Below are 20,032 nucleotides of genomic sequence, written 5' to 3'. Positions count from 1 at the left end.
TTTGGTTTGTCGAAACAATGTTCAGTTTTCAAAGGTCTACCTAAGCGATTACCGAAGCAATCAGCTTAATTATCATATCATGTTACTGATTTGATGTCAACAAGAAGTTTGATCTAACAACGTTTCTTGCTCATTGCCGTGATAAACGCGACAACCTACACAGAATATCACGTTATCAAGAACTCGTCAACACCTAATTTTGAAATATCAAATTGGTATAGTTGGTGAATCGCCTTGACAACGTATATAACTATACCAAGTAAAAGCCCTTGGCGTCAACTAAAAGTTGAAAATAAATCAATCTTTTTTCAAAGGCAAAGCCTATGTCTGAAAGCATATAAATTGTTAATTGACGGCCGTGTGTTCCCTCTGCCAAGAGGCTTGTCCGTTCGGGTTTATTTTGACCGTAAAAAAGCGTAGCAATCAAAAATGATCACTACGCCTTCATTCAAGCTAATTCTTAATGTGCAATCCGTACTAAGAAGTACCGCTTTTTACCGCGTCGAACAATAACAAACTTACCATCAAACGCACTATTAGGATCTACCTCTGCTTGGGTATCCGTTACCTTCTCACCATTAATGCGAATCGCACCGTTGGTTAAGTCTTCGCGCGCTTGACGCCGGGACGATTCAATCTTCGTATCGTCAACCAGCCATTCAACCAGGTTCTTCTTATCCGCACTAACCGTTACGGATGGCATCTTCTTGAAGCCTTGTTCAATTTCACTAGCCGTTAAATCAGCAACATCACCAGAGAACAGGGCCTTCGTGATATGTTGGGCTTCAACAACCGCGTCATGGCCGTGGACAAATTCAGTCACTTCTTCAGCTAACCGAATCTGAGCTTCCCGCTTCTCTGGGTGAGTAGCGACGGCCGTTTCCAATTCCTTAATCTGATCTTGATCTAAGAACGTGAAGTACTTCAGTAACTTAATCACGTCTTTGTCATTCGTGTTAATCCAGAATTGGTAGAACTCGTATGGTGACGTCTTTTCAGGGTCAAGCCAAACGTTGCCGCCTTCAGACTTACCGAACTTCGTGCCGTCTTCCTTCAATAGTAATGGGATCGTCAAACCGTAAGCCTTCGCATCCCCACCCTTAAGTTTGTGGATGAGATCAATTCCAGCCGTAATGTTCCCCCACTGATCGGCGCCACCAATTTGTAACTGCACATCTTCTTTGTCAAACAAGTGCATGAAATCAATGGACTGTAAGATTTGATAAGTGAATTCTGTGTAGGAAATCCCGACCTCTAACCGTGAAGCAACGACTTCCTTGTTCAACATGTTATTCACGTTAAACAGCTTACCGTAATCCCGTAAGAAATCAAGCAGGGAGATCTTGGATAACCAGTCGTAGTTGTTTACAATTTTGAAAGTCCCGTCTTGACCAAAGAGGTGTTCCATCTGCTTCGTCAAGCAATCCTGATTGTGCCGCACTTGGTCCATTGTCTGCAAGACCCGTTCCGACTTCTTACCTGAAGGGTCACCGATTGACCCCGTCGCCCCACCAATCACAATGTATGGCCGGTGACCAGCTAACTGGAACCGTTTCAAAATCATGAATGGGATTAAGTGTCCGATATGCATGGAATCTCCGGTTGGATCAATTCCAACGTACAAGCCCACCGCCTTATCATTGACTAATTCTGCCAGGCCAGCTTCGTCAGTCTGCTGGTTAATCGCGCCACGCCATTTTAACTCATCAATAATTGACATTTTTGTTCCTCCTAAGAATAATCTCTCAATAAAAAAGTCCCCAATGGCATTATTGCCATCAGGGACGAATTGAAATCCGCGTTACCACCCAAGTTGTTGTCAATTGACAACCGCTCGTCATCTTTAACGGAATGACCCGCCAATCACTTGGCCGCTCCTCAGCGTAATTCATGGTTACGGACGTTCCGACTCCCAGCACCGTCAGATTTCTTGACCGGAGCCGCACCCACTACTCGACTGATTCAACGCTTATGATGTCGATGATACCGGGAGTCCTGCCAAATGTCAATATCCTTCGCGCTTAAAAGAAGCTCTGAATGCTTTCCCACACAATTTGGATGTTCAGCAGGGTCAGCACAATCGTACACGTCCACGCCATCACCGTGATCCACCGCTTGTTGACGTACTCCTCACCCATAATTTTCTTTGATGAGGTGAACATCGTCAGGGGAATCATGGAAAATGGCAACGCAATCGACAGGAAGACTTGCGAGTTCACCAACAGGTTGTCCAGTGCCGTCTCATTGCCGCCGTAGATGATCGTACAAATAATGACCGGCACCACTGAGATCAACCGCGTGACTAACCGCCGCACCCACAGAGGAATCTTCAAGTTGATAAAGCCTTCCATGATGACTTGCCCAGTCAACGTTCCCGTAATCGTCGAGTTCTGTCCAGAAGCCAACAGCGCAACGGCAAATAACGTTGACAATAACGGCGAAGCAACTGCCCCAGCCAAGTGGTTGTCCTGCAACGCAGCGTACAAGTTACCAAAAGTTCCCAGTTGATCCGTTCCTTTGCCGAAGAACATCGCCGCCCCCAGCAATAGGAGTAAACAGTTAATGATAAATGCACCGAATAACTGGATGTTGGAGTCCCAAGTCGTGAACTTCACTGCCCGCCGCATTTCTTCCGGATCTTCACGGTTGAACTTTCGCGTTTGCGAGATCGACGAGTGCAAGTACAGGTTGTGTGGCATCACCGTCGCACCGACAATTCCCAACGCCATCGTCAGTTGACCCGGATGCATAATCTCCGTGCGCGGAATGAAGTTTGCCACGGCCGCGCCCATGTTAGGTTGCGCAATAATCACTTCGTAAGCAAAGACCACCAGAATAACCGTAATCAAACAAATCACAATTGCTTCAATTTTACGGAAGCCCAATTTCGTTAATAATAATAGTAATAAAACATCAAAGACGGTCAACGATACCCCTAAGACTAACGGTACGCCGAACAGTAATTGCAGGGCGATCGCGCCTCCAATGACCTCGGCAATATCAGTTGCCATGATGGCCAATTCAGTGACTACCCACAGCACAGCCCCGATTCGCTTACTCGTGTGAGCGCGAGTCGCCTGTGCCAAATCCATCTGCGTCACAATGCCCAGTTTAGCCGCCATGTATTGTAGTAACATTGCGATTAAACTCGACATCAAGATCACCGACATCAGCAGGTAGCCATACTTGGCCCCACCACCGATCGACGTTACCCAGTTCCCTGGATCCATATACCCCACGGCGACCAGAGCCCCTGGCCCGGAAAAGGCCATTAAATTCTTCAAGAACCCTTTTTCCTTAGGAATCGTGACGGTCCCATTAACTTCTTCCAATGACGGTCCGTTTGCGTAACCGGCCAACTTTGTCGATTTCGTTGAAACGTTGTCTGTCATATTTTCAACTCCTCTATCTCTTAGTTATCAACCAATTATACTGGTAGAACAACTATTGTAAAGACTTTTTTAACCGTCCCAAACTTTAATTTTATATTATCCATTAAACTAATAATCCCTAAAATGCAAATTTTCCTTGTGTTTTCAGGTGGCTTGCAGCATAATACTTTTTATATTTATTTTTTTACAGAAAGCGGTGTTCTCGTGCAACATACAAAAATTTTCATTGAACTATTGGCCCCCCTCTTCATTGCCATCCTCACACTGGGGGCTCTGGCCGCTTTAATTAAATGGCAGATTACGCCAGCCGCAATTGGTTTAGGCGGACTCGGTGCCGCTGGCCTCATCACGGTTCTGATCAGCGGCGTCATCGCCGACTTATGGACACGCCGCCACGCCACCCTTCAAATTAAATCGCAAGCTAAAAACCGGTAAGTCATGTCGACTAACCGGTTTTTTATTTTCTTAAATTTAAACGCTCACGGTTGAAAATGGCGTGAGCTGCTGCTTTCCTGCCAGACTGAGACGCCCCCCAGCAGATAGAATTCTTGACGGTCTCTCTTAATGGACCTCCAGTGCGTTGCCCACCTGATGCAAATGCTTCAGCGTCTCATCCAGCATCCCTGGCAACTTGGCTTGGATAAGTTGCAAATCTTTTTTCCCCAGCACGGTGAGGGCTAAGTACCGCCGGCGCCGATCCTTCTCAGCGACGCGTTGACTCAAATATCCGCGCTTACAGAGATCGACCACCAGATTCGAGGTTCGTGTTGGCGAGAACCCCAACCGTTGCGCAGCCTGTGCCACTGAGAGCTCTTCGCCCGAAACGTAGGTCAACAGCTGGCATTGCGGCAAATTAAGTTCAAGTTCTTCCAACGGTTGATTGTAGCACTGGGTCACTAAACCATAGATTTTAGTCAATTTTCGCAATTGCTGATGTTCCACCATTTCCACGCTCCTTCTCGCCAAAGTGTATCCGATTTCATTATACCATTGACTTTCTACAATAAAACAATCTCATCGCACAATTAGTTATCCATATATTCTGTTTTGACCCAAAAACATTGCTCAATCGTACGAAAAAGGACCTGCGCAAACTCAGGTCCTTTGGTCACTTTAATGATGACGGTCGTTATAAATCTTCCTCCAGTGGATGGGTTCGGTTATTGAAGTCCAGCGCAAACAGCGACAATTCATGATGCCGTAAGACGCGAATCAACCGATCCAAATTCTCACCGTAGGCCAACTCCTTAACCCAATGGAAAGCCTCGATCCGATGACGATTGGCAAAACCGACTGCTAACGGATCGACGCCGTAGATAATGAGATAATTATCCCGATTCTGCGGATTAATCACCGTTTGGTCCGTCAGCAGGCGCAAGTGAACCACGCCACTCAGCAAGCGATTAAAAATGTCCGTGGTCACGCCGATCATGTCATACGTCACCAAGATTTCAACCCGCGCTTCGGTCAGCGTCAGTCCATTCGTGTATTTGCTCAAATGCTTCTGAACTAAGCGCACGTCCGTCGCCGCCACCTGTCCGGGATACAGCTTGCCCATATTTTTGGCCAACGACGCCGCGGCCGTCATAGACGATTCGGTTGGCTGATACAGCGCCGTAATTTCCGGTCGCAACAGGGGATCAACCCGGAAAAGCAGCATGAACTGGCACAGCGAAAACAGCCAGTTGGCAAACCAATCACGTCCCGTCGCGTAGTCGCGTAGCTCCCGCACATCCGGCGCTAATTCATATCCACTGGCCTGTTGCTTCAAGCCCGAGTACAGCCGTTGCATGGCTTGGGGCTGTAATGCCCGCACAAAGTATGGCGAGCTGGTCAGCAAGTAGTCTAGCGTTGCTAACTCAGTCAAAGCCTGCTGCGGCGTGTCGCCTAACTGCTGCTGGAATGCCCGCGCCAAATTTCGTAAATCCGTCAAGTGTCCCAACGGAAAACGCAACGGTGCATAGCGATACCCGCGCTCCAACCGCAATAACGCCAAGGTAACCAGCAGATTCTTACGCTGCGTCAGACTAGCCGATTCCTGAAAGATTCCCGTATTCGCATAGGTCTGCATAATTTCATCGTGCAGAATCGTCATTTTCGCCGATAAGCGGGGAAGTTCCTCCAGCGACGTCAGCGTCGTACTGAACAACATGAAATACAATAACTGGCAGAGCGTCTCATCACCCTCCAACCGCAAGGGATTGGCCGTTAATTGCAGATTATACTGCGCCAGTTGCTGTTTCATCGCCTTCATCCGCCGATTGAACGTGGAGGTACTGATTCCCAAATCAGCACAAAAGTCACTGGCTTGTTGATAATTCTGTTTGAGCGTCGCCAAGATCGCCTGGTACGGAATGCTCTGACAATACAGCCAGTGACGATAATCATCCATCGTGACGGTGGTCACTAAATCATCCTTAGTCAATTGCGTCTGCGGATCTAGCAATTCCAGGTCGCTCCGCAAGTTGAGCAAGATGTGATAGGCCCGCGAGTAACTCACGTCCGTCATTTCAGCGAATTCCGTTAAACTGAAGTGACGTTTCTCATCATTAATAAAGGTCAACAGCCGAATCTTCAACGTCTCTCTGGCCGTTAACATCGCAAAGTCGATCTTCAATTTTCTCACTTCTCATTCGCCTGGTATAAACGAAAGCCCCCTCACGGCCATCGTCAGGGAGTCGTTCCACCATTATTCTTAATTAGTTGCCAAGTCGCCTATTCTCAGGCTGACTTTTACTCAGTCGGCTAGTCAATGCTAGAAATGGTCACGTTGCGTGTATCAAATTCTGTCAGTGTTTCCTTCAGAATAATCCGGGGATCATCGTAACGAATACCCGGAAGCGCACTACTTACGTAATTTCCCGTTAACTGGCCCGCAACGACTTCAGGTTGAATAAGCACATTCTGCCCATCGCTGGTGGTTAGTGTCACACTCTTACCAGTTGTCAACCGTTCCACTAGTGGTAAAATCGGCATTTGTTGCATCATACTGATCACCCTCCTATACTGTCTTCTCACATTCATTCTAACACGTTCGCCAAAAGTCGCTGTGAATCGTTGCTCGCGAATTTTGCGACCAACGCCTAGTCAACCTGCTTTAAGCATACGTGATCCCCCGAATTAGCGGAAATCAAGTGGCTGACAAAGTTAAGTGTCCGTCCTCAACTACCCGTGCGAAAAACCAATAAGCGCAGCCCATCATCGCCGTTAGGAATGATGGGCTGCGCTAGTTTCTTCTACATTATTAAATAGACATCGGCCATACCAGTCCTAACAACAGGACTAGCACTGGGCATCTCAGTGGTTTCTTTCGCCTTACCGGTCGACAGCTATGGGCTGGATCGGTGCGAACACAACTTGAAGCCTCGAAAGTGCCGAGTCTACAAGCTTGGTTTTCTACTAAGCCAGTAAGCAAGTCACTTACTGACTAAGTAGAACGACGCGCCTGAGCCCATAGCTGCCGAACTCACGGCTAACACGGCGTTCTTAGGTAACTGAGGTCATAACTGTCATAGTCGCTATCAATTTTATCGAAGCCACTAAGTCGCCATGCTTTTCAACCAGTGTCTTGGTAAAACACAACCAACGCCGAAGGAGGCCAGGGATGGAGCCAGCTGTGTCGACGGCGTTAGCCGTTTCTCGGCTTACAGCGTGGGACGTGTTGGAAGACCGGTGAACTTGCCGGGCTTCCAACCGAGCCGGAGGACCGCTTCTCAGGCCGCAGGCGGTCCCCACAGCAGTCGGAATTTCTGGCAGCCGTAGTGCGACCAGTTTACGCTAACTTGACGGTACGAATACTTCCCGCTATTGGCATAAGGCAGGCACTTTTAGGCGAAAGGACTACCAAGTCGCTAGTCCTAGTTCGACTATAGTTGTTAGACTTTCACCCTTTAATTGTTAGCATTCGCTGCATTGGCTGGGGTCCGCGTGACCCGCATGCCGATTAAATAGATGACCGCCGTAATCGCCATGGCAATGAACGTGGCGCCAATCGTCGTTGCGATGGCCGGCACTTGTTTCAGTCCCCAATAAGCGACCACACCTAATCCCCAGCTGGCAACGGCGACCCAGTTTACCCCGTGAGCATACCAGTAAGCCCCGTGGACCTTGGTAAATTCGCTGAGTCGATACTGCTTTCCTTTTAAGAAGAAGTAGTCTACCAGGAAGATGGCAATCTCAGGCCCCAAGAACATACCAATCCCATCCAGGAACGTCTCGAACACGTCCAAGAAGCTGGCAAGATAGACCGGAATAAAGGTCACCGCCGTGGCGGCCAACGTCACAATCCACAGGCTAACGTTTAGGGACAACCGATGGGTCATATTGGTTAGCGCCGAGCCAGCCGACATCAGGTTAACGGCATTGGCCGTGGTACTCGTCAGCACGATCACCAGCAAGGCGATGATCCCCAAGCCTAATTTAGCAGCAACCGTACTAGGATCAGAATTGTTAGGATCGAAATGGTTCAGTGAAACCGCCGTTCCAATCGTGGCAAAGAGCCCGATGAAGGCGAACCAGAACAAGCCAAAGTTAGCGCCTAAGAAGCTGGCCTTGGTGGCCGCTGACTGTTTATTCGTAAACCGACTGAAATCCGACGCCGCCGTCACCCAAGCCAGGTTGAAGGCCGCCAAAGTATCAGCCGCTACCCCCGAAGACATCTTCAAACTATGGGGTGGCTGCCAGCCGATGATATCGCTGAACGAAACCGTCTGAAAGACGACCACTGATTCCCAGAGCACGAAGACAACCACTAAGATGATCCCGACCCGTTCAATCAACCGGACCGACCGTTCACCGAGCGAAATACTCAATAAATGTAGGACACTCATGATGACAATCCCAACGATCAGGCCAAAAGTGCCGCCGGGTTTGCCATACAGCGGCCAGCCGAATAATTCCCCAAAAATATAGCTGATCGAAGTTGCCGCGATGAAAGTATTAACCGCAGCCCAACCAATGAACTGAATGACGTTGATGACTGAAGGAATGAAGCTGCCCCGCAACCCAAACGATGCGCGGGTTAGCGCCATTGCCGGTAGTCCCGTCCGGTAGCCCATGTAGCTGGCCACCGCAAGCAAGGCGTAGGAAATCAAGCCCACCACAATTAACGTGGTTGATGCCGTCAGAAACCCACAGGCTGCAATGACCCCACCAATGTACCAAGTCCCATTATTGGCATTAGCGCCCACCCAAGTCGCAAATAAATCCCAATTGGACATGTGCCGCCGTTCACTCGGAATCGACTCAACTTTACCAAATGCCTTCGCTGTCTTTGTTACCGTTGCTTTCATCTCTTGTGCCATACGTTCTCACCTTTCTCTTTTCGAATGCTGCGAACTGCTGTGACTCATGATTCAGTTAGATGATGCTGACCGTTTCCCAACGAACGGCCTATGTAGCACCGCGCTCGTTGAGGTTCTGGCGCGGTGTAAACCTTTTTATAGAATTTGGCCGACGAATTCTCCGTTTGGTCGTTTCGTGAAATCATACGTTTCAAGATCAGCGACGTTCTTGGTGTACCAGTGCATACTCTCGGTAATCATCAAGTTGACGGCCTCTTCCTTTTCCTGAATCGCGATGATCGGCTTGTTACTCATCGTCGCCACGCCTAACTCATAGGCGGTACCGGAATCCACGTTCTTGGCTTCAAAGTCGATGACCGTGACGATGACCTCCGCTGCCGCAATTTGATCCATATCGCGATGGAAAATTTCCGTTGCCCAAGGCTTCGTAAATTGTTCGTTAGCAGCGTCTTGATGGAGCCGGGGTGAGTAGAAATCCTTAACCGTGGGGTTGGCTTCCAAAGCTGCCTCCACCCGCTTAACTCGGTCAACCTGTTCGGGACTAAAGAATGGACTCGCAACGTAAATCTGTGACATAACTAAATTCCTCCATCAATTCGATTTCAACCCTCTCGGCATGAAAAAAGCGGCCGAATCCCGCAGGAATTCCGGCCGCTAGGTTCACTCATGTTCTAGGCGCACACAAATGACTTCTACCGTACCTTTGTTAGCCTCACGGGACTAATTTAAAAGGACTTATTTGGTTGTTGTTAAGTATTATACGGACAGACCGGTCATTCGTCAAACCCCAATCCGCTAAATTTGTTCGAGGTCAAACGGTAAACTTCCCGCCACACTAGCTTCAACAAATTTTCAAACTAACCGGTTTAACGAGCCTTTTATGAGCATCGTCATACTCAGATAATATCTAACCTGGATCACTCCTGCCGCCTTACCGTTCGCCAACTTTGGGCTGGAACGCTGTGGAGAGGACGGCCAGAACCACAGGGCGGTCTCTGGCCTCGCTTTGAGCCGCAAAGAACACGTCTCAAAGACGCCATTTACCAAGTAAACCACTTGGTAAATCCCACGGCTGAGCCCAAAGTTGGCTCACTCACGGCTACCTAATCGGGTTGATCTGAAACAAGATAACGTGGCCTATTCTCTAAAAGTATCAGTGTAAATCTGCAATGTAACCGGAGGAGGTCAATGGTGGAGGCAGCTGTGTCGACGCTGTTGACCGAGGTTTTTCACTCGGTTTACAGCGTGGGACGTGTTGGAAGACTGACGACCTTGGTCAGGCTTTCAACCGAGCCGGAAGACCGCTTCTCAGGCCGCAGGCGTTCCCCATAGCAGCCGGAACCGTTGACAGCCGCAGGGATGTGACAGGCCCTAGTTTACCCTGGACGTTTTGAACTATCAGCTTGTTCATCGCGAGTTGTCAGGTAGCCGTTTGCTTGCTACACTTAGAACATCAGGAGAGGAGTTTTTTGCATCTATGTCAGCTGAAAATCATCATTTACCCCCACGGATCAAACTCATCTGGGGGCTCAGCGCGCTAGGAAGTTTCATTGCGTTGCTTATTATCACTGGCCTTATCTGGCTCACCTACCGTTACTGGAATTGGCCATTCTGGCTAGTCACCACTTTTGCCGCCTTCACCATTCTGGAACCCATCATCGAAGCGGCACTTATTCCCTACCGTTATCGGTTCACCCGTTACCAAATTTCTGCGGCTGCCGTGGAAATGCAGTCCGGTTTCATCTTCAAAAAGCGGGTCGCCATCCCCATCGCACGCGTGCAAAATGTCACGCTCAACGCGGGGCCCTTGCTGCAATGGCAGAAATTGACCAAGGTTTCCATTGCCACCGCCTCGACTAATCATGGGATTGAAGGCCTTGAATTGGCGGAGGCCGAAGCATTGCGCGATCAAATCATGCGGCTCGCGCGGGAGGCCCGCCATGACCAAGCCTAAACGAACGCATCCACTCGGATTATTGCTTCACATGGCCACCGCGATTAAGGATTATTGGTACTTATTTCTGTTACTGCTAACCCTCTACCGTCAACCGCTGTGGTTCGCCCTCGGCTGGACCCTGTTGATCTTTGCCATTCTCATCTGGCCTATCGTGCGGTGGGCGACGCTGAGTTATCGGATCACCCCGGAAGCGGTGGAGATCAACTCCGGCGTCTTGGTCCGTCACCACGAACACATTCCCTATTCGCGGATTCAAACCGTTCAGCGGAAACAATGGTTCTTCCTGGCCCCCTTCAAACTAGAGGAATTGGTCATCGAAACCGCTAGTCACGATGACAACAAGCCCGAGGCGGGCCTGGCCGCGGTACCGACTTCCCTCGCCAGCGAGATTGACCGATATCGCCAAGCAACGCCTACGCCGGCCGCCGTAACCCCAACTGAACCACTGGACCCAGACTCAGCTGCTTCGGCACCGTCAGCCACGACGGCCGCCACGGCCCATTATCGAATTGATAATCGGACGCTGTTAAAATTTGCCATCACGTCGACGGGGTTCATCCCTTTACTCTTGGTGTTACTCGCCATGTACAACAAGATTCCCCGCAAATGGACCGATGCCTTCATCAATGATGCCAGTCACCTGGCTATTGTTGTGCTCGTAGGTGGCGCCCTACTCGTGATCCTAGTCGCTTGGGTCGCCGCCTTCATGTGGACCTATTTTCGTTACTTCCACTTTGACGTCGCTCTGCGTGATGATCAACTGCAGACGGCTAAGGGCCTCGTCCAGCGCAACACCATCACGGCACCGCTCAAGCGGATTCAGGCGGTGCGGGTGAAACAAAACGTCTTCCGGCAGTGGCTCCACATTCAAACCGTTCAGGTACTACTGGCTTCCAAGGCCGCAGCCAAAGACGATAGCGACGACTTGGTCATTCTTCCCGCTGTGCCACAAGCTCAGCTGTATGATGTAGCCGCACCATTCGTTGATTTACTGCCGGACCATGCGCCGGATCTCAGTAGCTTGTCCGTGACCGATCGGCGTAAATGGTACCTCGTTCGCAACGCGCTACTCGTGGTCCTCGCGCCCGTTGTCATCGTTGGCTATTTTCTGCCCCACTGGTGGTGGGCACTTGCCATCCTCGTGGCTATCGCGTACTTCCAGGGCCTCTTTGCCGCGCGTCAAACGGGGGGCGGGCTCGTGACCCCTACCTTATTGGCACTACAAACCGGTCACGTATGGACCAAGGAAACCTATTACGTCCCCGTGGAGACGATTCAATCGGTCCGGCTACAACAATCCGTCTGGATGAAAAAAAAGCAGCTCATGCACCTGACTGTCAACGTCCGGCACGGCAATAAAAACCAAGCCATCGAACTCCGCTACTTACGGGCTGAGCAGGCGCAACGGGTCTACGACTGGTATCTCCATACCGTTTAAAGCGACTTGCCGCTTGGCTCGGGGACGGGATCTCTAAGCGGGTACCTACTCAGCTACTAATGTCATTTTCAGGAAAAAAGTGACCACTATTTTCACACCCTAACTAAAACTTAAGATTTATCCTACAACCTACAACAAGAGACCCGGCCAACAGCAACTTTGTTGGTCGGGTCTCTTTAGTGAGTCTCCCCTCAGTGCGCACCGCTTCCCCAAGTGACGCGTACCCTAATTATTATTTTTTTAAATCCTACTCTCTAGCCTTGCTTGCGTTCACGCCACTGATGACACATTTCACCCAAGCGGGGCCGCCACAGCCAAGCGTAGCCGAACAGCGCTGAAAGAACAAAGGCGATCACCATCGAGAGACCATCCGCCGACCAGCTGAACATGAGCGTCATGTAGATGACGAAGACGATGTATACTGGCACCCGCAAGTGTGGGAATAATAAGTATTCGCCGTTGTGTTCCAGTGACAAGCGTTGATAGAGCGCTGCCCCCCAAATGAACAGAGCAATGGCGGCAATTAGCCACGCGACCAGACCTACCCACATTGCCTGATCATTCGACAGGTGAAACGTCTCCCCAGTTAGGATCGAGCTGCAAATTCCGGAAAAGCCCGCTAAGGAGAACGTAAACCCACCAACTGTGACAATGAGTGGTCCGGTTTGACCAACGATGGTTGCGGCAAACCAAGTGATGGCAAACAGCCCCACCGACATGATTGCCCCAACTAGCCATGACGTCAAGACGCCCGGCCAAGCGATGGTCCACGTGTAACCGTGCGGCGTCCCAATCCAATAGATCAGGTATTCAATCACCGTTGCCACCACATTTAATAACAGGAGCACGCCGAAAGCAACTTTTAACTTGGACCAATAGATCCGCTTACGACTAAAGCCGCTGCTAAATAAGAACTGGTTAAAGTGGTCACTCAGATCCAGATGCATCATCTCTAGTCCAGCTAGCCACGCCGCAAATGGCAGCCACATGGAATAGGCCGTAAAATAATTGCCGTTATATGGCCGCCACTGATTAATCAATGAGGCGCTCACGAGATTGTGAGTTCCCCCATCATCGACGACACTGTGCAGCCCGATTAAGGACGTCATGACAACCCCCAGGATTGTCAGCATCGCAATTCCAAACAACATTCGCCGATGACGTTGCCAGATTAACTGATCGATTTTACTTCTAAACATGTCGTTGCTTCCTCCCCTACTTCATCATCTGATAGCCGGTATCGTGTGCCAGATTTGCTCGGAACAGATCCTCCAAGGTCAGTGGCAATTCTTCAAACAAGACGGGCTTTAATGCCTTAAGTTCTTGATCAACCTCTGGCGTATACTGCGGGATAACCACCACAAGAACGCGTCCGGAGACCCGGATCAATTGACTGTTTTGTTTCAAGACTGCTGGAATTTCCTTGTCCCGCAAGACGAGCTGGATCTTCTTTGCTCGGGCCCGAATCTCTTCCAAGTTATAATCGTGAACGAGTTGACTATCCTTTAACAAGAGGACCCGATCGCTCAAGCCATCTAGTTCATTCAGATCGTGGGATGAAATTAAGAAGCCCTTTTGCTGATCGGCAATTTCATCAATCACCATCGTCGCAATATTTTCACGCACGATGACATCCAGCCCATCGAACGGTTCATCCAACAAGATATACGTTGCATTCGACGTCAGCGCTAGAATCAGGTTAACCAACGCCCGCATCCCCTTGGATAACCGCCGATACTGACTATTGGCATTTATCTTGAACTGGTTAATGAGCGCCGTGAAGCGTTGCTCGTCAAATTGTGGGTAGACCGCGCTGAAGAAGCGGGGTAATTCCCACAATCGGTAGGTTCCTAGAAAATTATACTGTGTGTCGATGAAGAAGAGTTGCTGCTGACGTAACGGCACCTGTTGGAGGTCATCACCATCGACCACCACGTGTCCTGCCTCAGCAACGTAATGATTCATCATCGTCCGAAACAGCGTGGTCTTCCCTACGCCATTACGTCCGACCAACCCGATAATTTCTCCTGGCGCCCATTCAAAATTAATGTCCTGAATGATCTGCCGTCCATCAATCTCTTTGCTTAATCCTGTGACTTGTAAAGTCATTACTCTACCCCCTCATATGCCGTTTTAATCCAATCAACTACTTCATCCAAAGGGACACCCAGGTACCGGATCTCCGTTAAGAGTGTGAGTAATTGTTTTTTCGAGGCGATGACCTGCGCCGAATCGCCAGCCGATGGCACCGTCTCCCGGACGTACGTGCCCTTCCCGTGAACCGTCGTGATAACCTGTTGGGCTTCCAACTGTTTATAAGCTTTGCTGACTGTATTAGGATTCAACTGTTCCTGGCGCGCCATCTCTCTGACCGATGGCAGCCGATCACCTGGTTGCAAGATCCCTTGAACGATCTGTTGTTTAACCCGTAGCACCAGCTGCTCGTAGTAGGGCAAGCCAGATTGATCGTTAACTTGCATGTTCTTCACCTCTTGATTTGGCCACGTGTTCTGTGTGTACTATTATACCTAGTACAGTTGGAATGACAACCCCCTTTTTCAAATTTCATCGTTAACCGCCGCATAAACAGCACGAAAAAAAGGGCTAACCGCACGTTTCCATGCCGTTAGCCCCTAGTTTAATTAGCTTTAAAGTACCGCATACACGGATATCAATCTTGCTGCCACCTACGGCTGCCAACGATTCCGGCTGCTATGGGGACCGCCTGCGGCCTGAGAAGCGGTCCTCCGGCTCGGTTGGAAGCCTGACCAAGACCGTCAGTCTCCCAACACGTCCCACGCTGTAAACCGAGTGAGAAGCCTCGGTCAACAGCGTCGACACAGCTGCCTCCACCATTGGCCTCCTCCGGTTACGTGACTGATTTGCCGGAAGGTTGCTCAAACTTTATAAGATTGCGGGCAGAACCGCTATCGTAGCCGTGAGTGAGTCAACTTTGGGCTCAGCCGTGGGATTTACCCAGTGCTTTGCTGGGTAAATGGCGTCTTTGAGACGTGTTTCTCGGCTCAAAGCGAGGTCAGAGACCGCTCTGTGGCTCTGGCCGTCCGCCCACAGCGTCCCAGCCCAAAGTTGGCGAACGGTAAGGCGGCAGCTTTGCCAGCATAACCCACGTCAAACAGCTCAGGTTACGCTCTTAGCTGATCAAGGTTACTCTGAGTCTGAACTGTCCTGACCACTCGTACCAGCCGATGCCATTTGCGGCTGATCATGGCGGACGACGAGTTGGGTAAAGAACTTAGCCCGGGCCATATCGTAGTACGGTTGGACGAAGAGGTTAGCCACTCCAAACGTGATGAAGCTCAATAAGAACCACCCGATAAAACTCAAGTCCATAATGAATAAGAATGCTTTGTTACCATCCATCAATTGCCGTGACTTGGTAATCGCCTGTAATACCGTCATGGATTCGCCCTTATCAACCGCGTCTCGATATAAGAAGAATGCCTGGGAGTATGAGTAAGCCTTGATAATCCCTGGAACCACCAGTAATAGGCTCCACAGAAAAGTGAAGATGGCAATTAAGATTCCGATGAACAACCAGCCCAAGAAATACCGACCGTTATCAAATAGCTTGAAACTCCGTTGAATGGGATTGTCGAGTTGCGCATTGCCCCGATCAATATCGATCATGGTTAGCCGCGTCCCAGCCCGCAACATTTGACCCGCAATGATTAACAACCAGCCAAAGGAAAAGACACTTCCCATGAAGGTACCACCATTGGTCGTCACAGTCTGCGTGAACACGTTGACACTCCGTTCGTAGACCATCCCGCCAATCCAGCTCAGTGCCAACCAAAGAATTGACAGTAATATGTAAAATCCTAAATGATCCAAGATTTGGCTCTTGGCGCCTAATTTAAAATTAATTCGATCTTGTGAATCCATGTCAAACTCCTCCTCTATGCTACTTCCCATGGTTGTTTTATTGTACCATAAACCCTAGCTTTCTTCTTTTTCTCCCCACCATTGATTGAATGGTAGCATTTTCAATCTTCACATTATCTTCACAGAACACTTATAGTTCTATTACAAACGCATCCTATAATTAATAAACAGGTGCGATTGGTTCTCTTAAGTGACTATTACCAGTTCGTATCAATACATAAAGAAAGTGGTGTTTATTTACATGAAACACAGACGCTTTGGTTGGCTGATTGGGGCAGCCTTCGTCGTCCTCGCTTTAAGTGGGTGTGCCCAGTCTTCTAAGGCTGACACGCCTAAACAACCGCAACGGGTAAAAGATACCACGTTGCTATCCACGGCCAAGATCAAGCAAAATATTGGGAGTGACTTGGTCTCAACACTCAAGGATCAACAAGCCAGTACCACGAACAGCTTGCGGTCTAAGCTGAATTCTGGGGATTATACAGCAGATCACATGTACGTGCAGCTGAATCCGTACGGGACTTCCCCGCTTTCGGCGATCGCGCTGTTCAAGACGAGTTCTCCTGTTAAAGTAAGTTATACCGTCGTTGGCAAGACTGATAAGACTTCGGTCACCAATACGATTGCCGGCTACACCACGACCCACTCGTTACCCATCGTGGGGCTTTACGCGGATGACAACAATACCGTGAACATTCATTTAACGACCAAGGCCGGCAAAGTCACGACCAAGACGATTCACATTCAGACCAAAGCCTTGGCGAAGAACCTGGCCCACCTGAAGCTGAGCGTCACTAAAAACGATAAAACTAAGATGCAGCTGGGCAATAACCAAATGACCTTCATGATTCGTTCCACACAACGGCCATTTGCGGTCGATGCTGACGGCGCCGTTCGTTGGTACTCCGACAATTACGCCCAACACATCTACAAGCAGCTGAGCAACGGCCACATCATTTTGATGAATAAGAAAGATAATTCGCACATGGTCTACAACGACCTGATCGAGACGGATTACCTAGGCCGCGTTTACAAGCAGTATCACATCAGTAATAAGACCAAGAGTACCGAGAACGTCAAGGCAACGGCCAAGTCCGAGAATAAACAAGAAACGACCGTGATTCACCATGACGTGATCGAACTGCCTAATCACAACCTATTAGCGACGGTTTCCGACGGTAGTAAGTACGTCGAAGACACCATCGTGGAGCTTTCCCACAAGACTGGGAAAGTCGTCAAGGTCCTCGACATGAAGCGGATCTTACCGAAGAACATGTGGAAGAAGTACGACTCCTCCACGCGGACCGATGGCAAAGTCGACTGGCTCCACAACAACGCCTTGTACTATGACAAATCCGATAAGAGCCTGGTTATCTCTAGTCGGCACCAAGACCTCGTGATGAAGATGGACTACCAGACCGGCAACATCAAGTGGCTCTTTTCCGGCAAAAAGGTCAATGATTGGCCTAAGGCTTACCGGCCATTCGTGCTAAAAGCAGCCAAGGGTACCACGATTACCGGCGGACAACACGCGGCCTACCTGCTCGCGGACCACGACGGCAATGCCAACACCAAGGATTTGCTGCTCTACGACAATAACTACGCCGTGACTAATGGTGATCGCAAGACCAGTGGAAAGTATTCGCAGGCCGTGCAATATACCATCAACGAAAAACACATGACCATCAAACAGAATTGGGCCTATGGCAAGCAACTGGGAAAGGCTAACTTTACCGACCGGATCGGTAACAGCCAACGACTAGCCAATGGCAATCATCTTATTGATTTCGGTTACCTCAACGCCAAGGATGGCACTGGGAGCAATGTCATTGAAGTCGCTGGGGGCAAACAAGTCTTCAACCTACACATCGACAATATCCCTGATAAGGGCTATGTCTACCGGGCTTACCGCCAACCGTTATTCCCTAGCAACTATTCGTTTGATCTTAGTTAGGATAATTAACTAATTCGGCAGTTAACTCGTGACACATGACTGCATCCCTCCGGCAACTCCGCCTGGGGGATGCTTTTTAGTTGATTAAAATTATTTTGGGCCTCTGCCCGTTTTCGCGGAACCCGCCTCAATTCCGCCGACTCGGCAACTTATCAGCCTTCAACCACATGTAAACTAATTTCTAGTTAAAATATTAACTTGTCTCGTTCCCATCACGATTGCTACAATGAATGCAACGCTACCTAAAAATCAGTAGAAGGAGTTCTCCATGAAGAAGTTTTGGAAAATCACCGTCAGTGCACTGCTGGCCCTCATCGTGGTCGGTGGTGCGACGGCCTACCACGAACGCCACAACATTCGCCGTTATCTGTTGGTTCACCAACATTATGCAAAGAAAGACATTCTGACCACCAACCAAATCAAGCTCAACATCCGGCCAGCCCGATCGACGGCAAGAACGCTCAGCACGAATCAACTCAGCCAAGACTACCGGCAAGACCTAAAGAAAGTAAAAACTGGCTCGACCCACGCTAAAGTCATCGTTAATCCTTATAAGACTTCCCCGCTAGCCGGCTTGATCCTCGTCAAGACCGCGGCGGCCACTAAAGTCGCACTCACCGTCCACGGCGATACCCCAGCGACGACGATTACCCAACACCTTAAGGGGTACCGAACGCAACATGCAGTGGGCGTCTTGGGACTTTACGCTGACCGCACGAACCGGGTCACGCTGACATTTACCCGCAAGAACGGGACGAACACGCGCACGACCTACACCTTAAAGACCGCGGCGGCGCCCAAGAAGATCGGTAAAAACACGTTAAAAACTAGCAAGCCTCAACAGATGGCGCTAGGTCACGGCAATACTAAACTGACCTTTGCCGTCAGCAGTCTGGGCTACACCTATGGCCTAGACGCTCAGGGGCAAGTGCGCTGGTACTCAACCCGGCCCATTTCCCACGTCTTCAAGCAACTAGCTAACCATCATCTCTTAATCAACACTAAGATTAAGAACAGTGAGTCTAAATCTAACGCCTTGCAGGAGACTGATTTTTACGGACGGGTTTATCGGCAGTACAACATGAACGGCCTCTTCCCAACCAAGAGTGACCCCACTAAATTAGCCAACAACACCGTCATTCATCACGACGCCATCGAGCTCCCTAACCACAACCTTCTGTTAACCGTGGATGATGGCAGTAAGAAATTTGTCGAAGACACCATGATTGAAATCGACCGTAAGACCGGCAAGATTCAGAAGGTCATCGACTTAAAACGGATTCTGCCGAAGTCAGCCTACACCCACTACACGGGTACTCACCGACCAGATGGGAAAATCGACTGGTTCCATCAAAACTCGATGGTGTATAACCGCAAGAACGGCGACCTAATTATTTCCGGGCGGAATCAGGATATGATGCTGGCCATCAATTACAAGACGACCAAGCTCAAATGGATTCTCGCCGCGCCACAAAAATTACCGAAGTCCTATCATAAGTACTTACTGAAGCCCACGACCCAGCATTATCGCTACAACGGTGGTCAACACGCCGTTAAGCTGATCAATACTAGCCAGAACACGGGCGACACGATTGATCTAGAATTCTACGACAATAACGTCCCCGTTACCCGGGGTAAGACCGCGCAATCCAAGCAATGGTCAGCCGGCGAGATTGTGTCGATCAATCAACTGAAGAAGACCGTCACCAAGACCTGGAGCTTCGGTCGGACGTTGGGTAAACCCAACTTTACCAATATCGTTGGTAGTAGCTACGCCGTTGGCAAGGGCAACACGCTGATTGGCTTTGGCTATGCCGACTATGGCAAGCGGAGCGAATTTGTCGAGGTCAACCGCAAGACTGGCAAGATTGTCTTCGACGTTGATCGCACCGGCTTTGCCCACGGTGACTGGAGCTATCGCGCTCAACGCATGTCGCTGTATCCAGAATCGGCTCAGCTGAACTTACAGGCTATTTCGACAAGATAACTGATAGCAAAAGAAGCTCCCAATCCCTGTAACAATAGGGATGGGAGCTTCTTTTACGACTTTCAACTTTTGATCATTAAAGTTACCAATTTAAGGCC

Annotated in this window: 16 protein-coding genes and 1 other annotated feature; of the genes, 5 read left to right on the top strand and 11 right to left on the bottom strand. The window is 49.6% G+C overall.

Annotation, left to right across the window (positions count from 1 at the left end):
- Nucleotides 1-460: 460 nt before the first annotated feature.
- Nucleotides 461-1,720, bottom strand: coding sequence for a tyrosine--tRNA ligase (gene tyrS, locus HF569_RS08135; RefSeq protein WP_168849677.1), 1,260 nt, complete (start codon nt 1,718-1,720; stop codon nt 461-463).
- Between the two features lie 57 nt (nt 1,721-1,777).
- Nucleotides 1,778-1,975, bottom strand: a binding site (T-box leader).
- Nucleotides 1,976-2,021: 46 nt separating this feature from the next.
- A complete protein-coding gene (locus HF569_RS08130) occupies nt 2,022-3,392 on the bottom strand; it encodes an Nramp family divalent metal transporter (protein WP_168902041.1) in 1,371 nt (456 codons plus the stop codon).
- Nucleotides 3,393-3,596: 204 nt separating this feature from the next.
- On the opposite strand from HF569_RS08130, the gene HF569_RS08125 reads away from it, so the two are divergent.
- Complete coding sequence (locus tag HF569_RS08125) at nt 3,597-3,827, top strand: hypothetical protein (RefSeq protein WP_168849679.1); 231 nt, start codon at nt 3,597-3,599, stop codon at nt 3,825-3,827.
- 126 nt (nt 3,828-3,953) lie between these two features.
- Here the strand turns inward: HF569_RS08125 and HF569_RS08120 are convergent, their stop codons facing one another.
- The 5 genes from HF569_RS08120 to HF569_RS08100 all read right to left on the bottom strand — a co-directional run bounded on the left by HF569_RS08120 (nt 3,954) and on the right by HF569_RS08100 (nt 9,271).
- Nucleotides 3,954-4,337 carry a MarR family winged helix-turn-helix transcriptional regulator gene (locus HF569_RS08120; RefSeq protein WP_168902040.1) on the bottom strand — a complete coding sequence of 128 codons (384 nt, stop codon included), beginning with the start codon at nt 4,335-4,337 and terminating at the stop codon, nt 3,954-3,956.
- A gap of 184 nt (nt 4,338-4,521) precedes the next feature.
- On the bottom strand, nt 4,522-6,009 hold the full coding sequence (locus HF569_RS08115; protein WP_168902039.1) for a helix-turn-helix domain-containing protein: 1,488 nt from the start codon (nt 6,007-6,009) through the stop codon (nt 4,522-4,524).
- A 128-nt stretch (nt 6,010-6,137) separates the two neighbouring features.
- On the bottom strand, nt 6,138-6,380 hold the full coding sequence (locus HF569_RS08110) for a hypothetical protein (protein WP_168849682.1): 243 nt from the start codon (nt 6,378-6,380) through the stop codon (nt 6,138-6,140).
- A gap of 902 nt (nt 6,381-7,282) precedes the next feature.
- On the bottom strand, nt 7,283-8,695 hold the full coding sequence (locus HF569_RS08105; protein WP_168902038.1) for a cytosine permease: 1,413 nt from the start codon (nt 8,693-8,695) through the stop codon (nt 7,283-7,285).
- Between the two features lie 135 nt (nt 8,696-8,830).
- Complete coding sequence (locus tag HF569_RS08100) at nt 8,831-9,271, bottom strand: nucleoside 2-deoxyribosyltransferase (protein WP_168902037.1); 441 nt, start codon at nt 9,269-9,271, stop codon at nt 8,831-8,833.
- Nucleotides 9,272-10,172: 901 nt separating this feature from the next.
- Here HF569_RS08100 and HF569_RS08095 point away from each other — a divergent pair.
- Together HF569_RS08095 and HF569_RS08090 are read left to right on the top strand one after the other, a co-directional pair.
- The gene (locus tag HF569_RS08095) at nt 10,173-10,649 is read left to right on the top strand and encodes a PH domain-containing protein (protein ID WP_168902036.1); all 477 of its coding nucleotides are present in this window, start codon (nt 10,173-10,175) and stop codon (nt 10,647-10,649) included.
- Nucleotides 10,636-12,090 (top strand): PH domain-containing protein, encoded by a 1,455-nt coding sequence (locus HF569_RS08090; protein WP_168902035.1) that lies wholly within the window; start codon nt 10,636-10,638, stop codon nt 12,088-12,090. Before HF569_RS08095 ends, HF569_RS08090 begins: the two co-directional genes overlap by 14 nt.
- A gap of 254 nt (nt 12,091-12,344) precedes the next feature.
- Here the strand turns inward: HF569_RS08090 and HF569_RS08085 are convergent, their stop codons facing one another.
- The 4 genes from HF569_RS08085 to HF569_RS08070 form a co-directional block, all read right to left on the bottom strand.
- A complete protein-coding gene (locus tag HF569_RS08085; protein ID WP_168902034.1) occupies nt 12,345-13,289 on the bottom strand; it encodes an ABC transporter permease in 945 nt (314 codons plus the stop codon).
- Nucleotides 13,290-13,305: 16 nt separating this feature from the next.
- Complete coding sequence (locus tag HF569_RS08080; protein ID WP_168902033.1) at nt 13,306-14,199, bottom strand: ATP-binding cassette domain-containing protein; 894 nt, start codon at nt 14,197-14,199, stop codon at nt 13,306-13,308.
- Nucleotides 14,199-14,570, bottom strand: coding sequence for a GntR family transcriptional regulator (locus HF569_RS08075; protein ID WP_168849689.1), 372 nt, complete (start codon nt 14,568-14,570; stop codon nt 14,199-14,201). Before HF569_RS08075 ends, HF569_RS08080 begins: the two co-directional genes overlap by 1 nt.
- Nucleotides 14,571-15,255: 685 nt before the next feature.
- Nucleotides 15,256-15,993 carry a DUF975 family protein gene (locus HF569_RS08070; protein ID WP_168902032.1) on the bottom strand — a complete coding sequence of 246 codons (738 nt, stop codon included), beginning with the start codon at nt 15,991-15,993 and terminating at the stop codon, nt 15,256-15,258.
- Nucleotides 15,994-16,234: 241 nt separating this feature from the next.
- On the opposite strand from HF569_RS08070, the gene HF569_RS08065 reads away from it, so the two are divergent.
- Together HF569_RS08065 and HF569_RS08060 are read left to right on the top strand one after the other, a co-directional pair.
- On the top strand, nt 16,235-17,947 hold the full coding sequence (locus HF569_RS08065) for an aryl-sulfate sulfotransferase (protein ID WP_168902031.1): 1,713 nt from the start codon (nt 16,235-16,237) through the stop codon (nt 17,945-17,947).
- 268 nt (nt 17,948-18,215) lie between these two features.
- Nucleotides 18,216-19,934 carry an aryl-sulfate sulfotransferase gene (locus HF569_RS08060; RefSeq protein WP_168902030.1) on the top strand — a complete coding sequence of 573 codons (1,719 nt, stop codon included), beginning with the start codon at nt 18,216-18,218 and terminating at the stop codon, nt 19,932-19,934.
- Nucleotides 19,935-20,032: the final 98 nt, after the last annotated feature.

This window comes from Levilactobacillus tujiorum (genome assembly GCF_012641185.1).
GTDB classification, from domain to species: domain Bacteria; phylum Bacillota; class Bacilli; order Lactobacillales; family Lactobacillaceae; genus Levilactobacillus; species Levilactobacillus tujiorum.
This window is presented reverse-complemented; position numbering and strand designations above follow the sequence as displayed.

Coding starts and splice junctions, on each gene's coding strand:
- tyrS (WP_168849677.1), bottom strand. CDS start 1,720: ATGTCAATTATTGATGAGTTAAAATGGCGTGGCGCGATTAACCAGCAG.
- HF569_RS08130 (WP_168902041.1), bottom strand. CDS start 3,392: ATGACAGACAACGTTTCAACGAAATCGACAAAGTTGGCCGGTTACGCA.
- HF569_RS08120 (WP_168902040.1), bottom strand. CDS start 4,337: ATGGTGGAACATCAGCAATTGCGAAAATTGACTAAAATCTATGGTTTA.
- HF569_RS08110 (WP_168849682.1), bottom strand. CDS start 6,380: ATGATGCAACAAATGCCGATTTTACCACTAGTGGAACGGTTGACAACT.
- HF569_RS08105 (WP_168902038.1), bottom strand. CDS start 8,695: ATGGCACAAGAGATGAAAGCAACGGTAACAAAGACAGCGAAGGCATTT.
- HF569_RS08100 (WP_168902037.1), bottom strand. CDS start 9,271: ATGTCACAGATTTACGTTGCGAGTCCATTCTTTAGTCCCGAACAGGTT.
- HF569_RS08095 (WP_168902036.1), top strand. CDS start 10,173: ATGTCAGCTGAAAATCATCATTTACCCCCACGGATCAAACTCATCTGG.
- HF569_RS08090 (WP_168902035.1), top strand. CDS start 10,636: ATGACCAAGCCTAAACGAACGCATCCACTCGGATTATTGCTTCACATG.
- HF569_RS08085 (WP_168902034.1), bottom strand. CDS start 13,289: ATGTTTAGAAGTAAAATCGATCAGTTAATCTGGCAACGTCATCGGCGA.
- HF569_RS08080 (WP_168902033.1), bottom strand. CDS start 14,199: ATGACTTTACAAGTCACAGGATTAAGCAAAGAGATTGATGGACGGCAG.
- HF569_RS08075 (WP_168849689.1), bottom strand. CDS start 14,570: ATGCAAGTTAACGATCAATCTGGCTTGCCCTACTACGAGCAGCTGGTG.
- HF569_RS08070 (WP_168902032.1), bottom strand. CDS start 15,993: ATGGATTCACAAGATCGAATTAATTTTAAATTAGGCGCCAAGAGCCAA.
- HF569_RS08065 (WP_168902031.1), top strand. CDS start 16,235: ATGAAACACAGACGCTTTGGTTGGCTGATTGGGGCAGCCTTCGTCGTC.
- HF569_RS08060 (WP_168902030.1), top strand. CDS start 18,216: ATGAAGAAGTTTTGGAAAATCACCGTCAGTGCACTGCTGGCCCTCATC.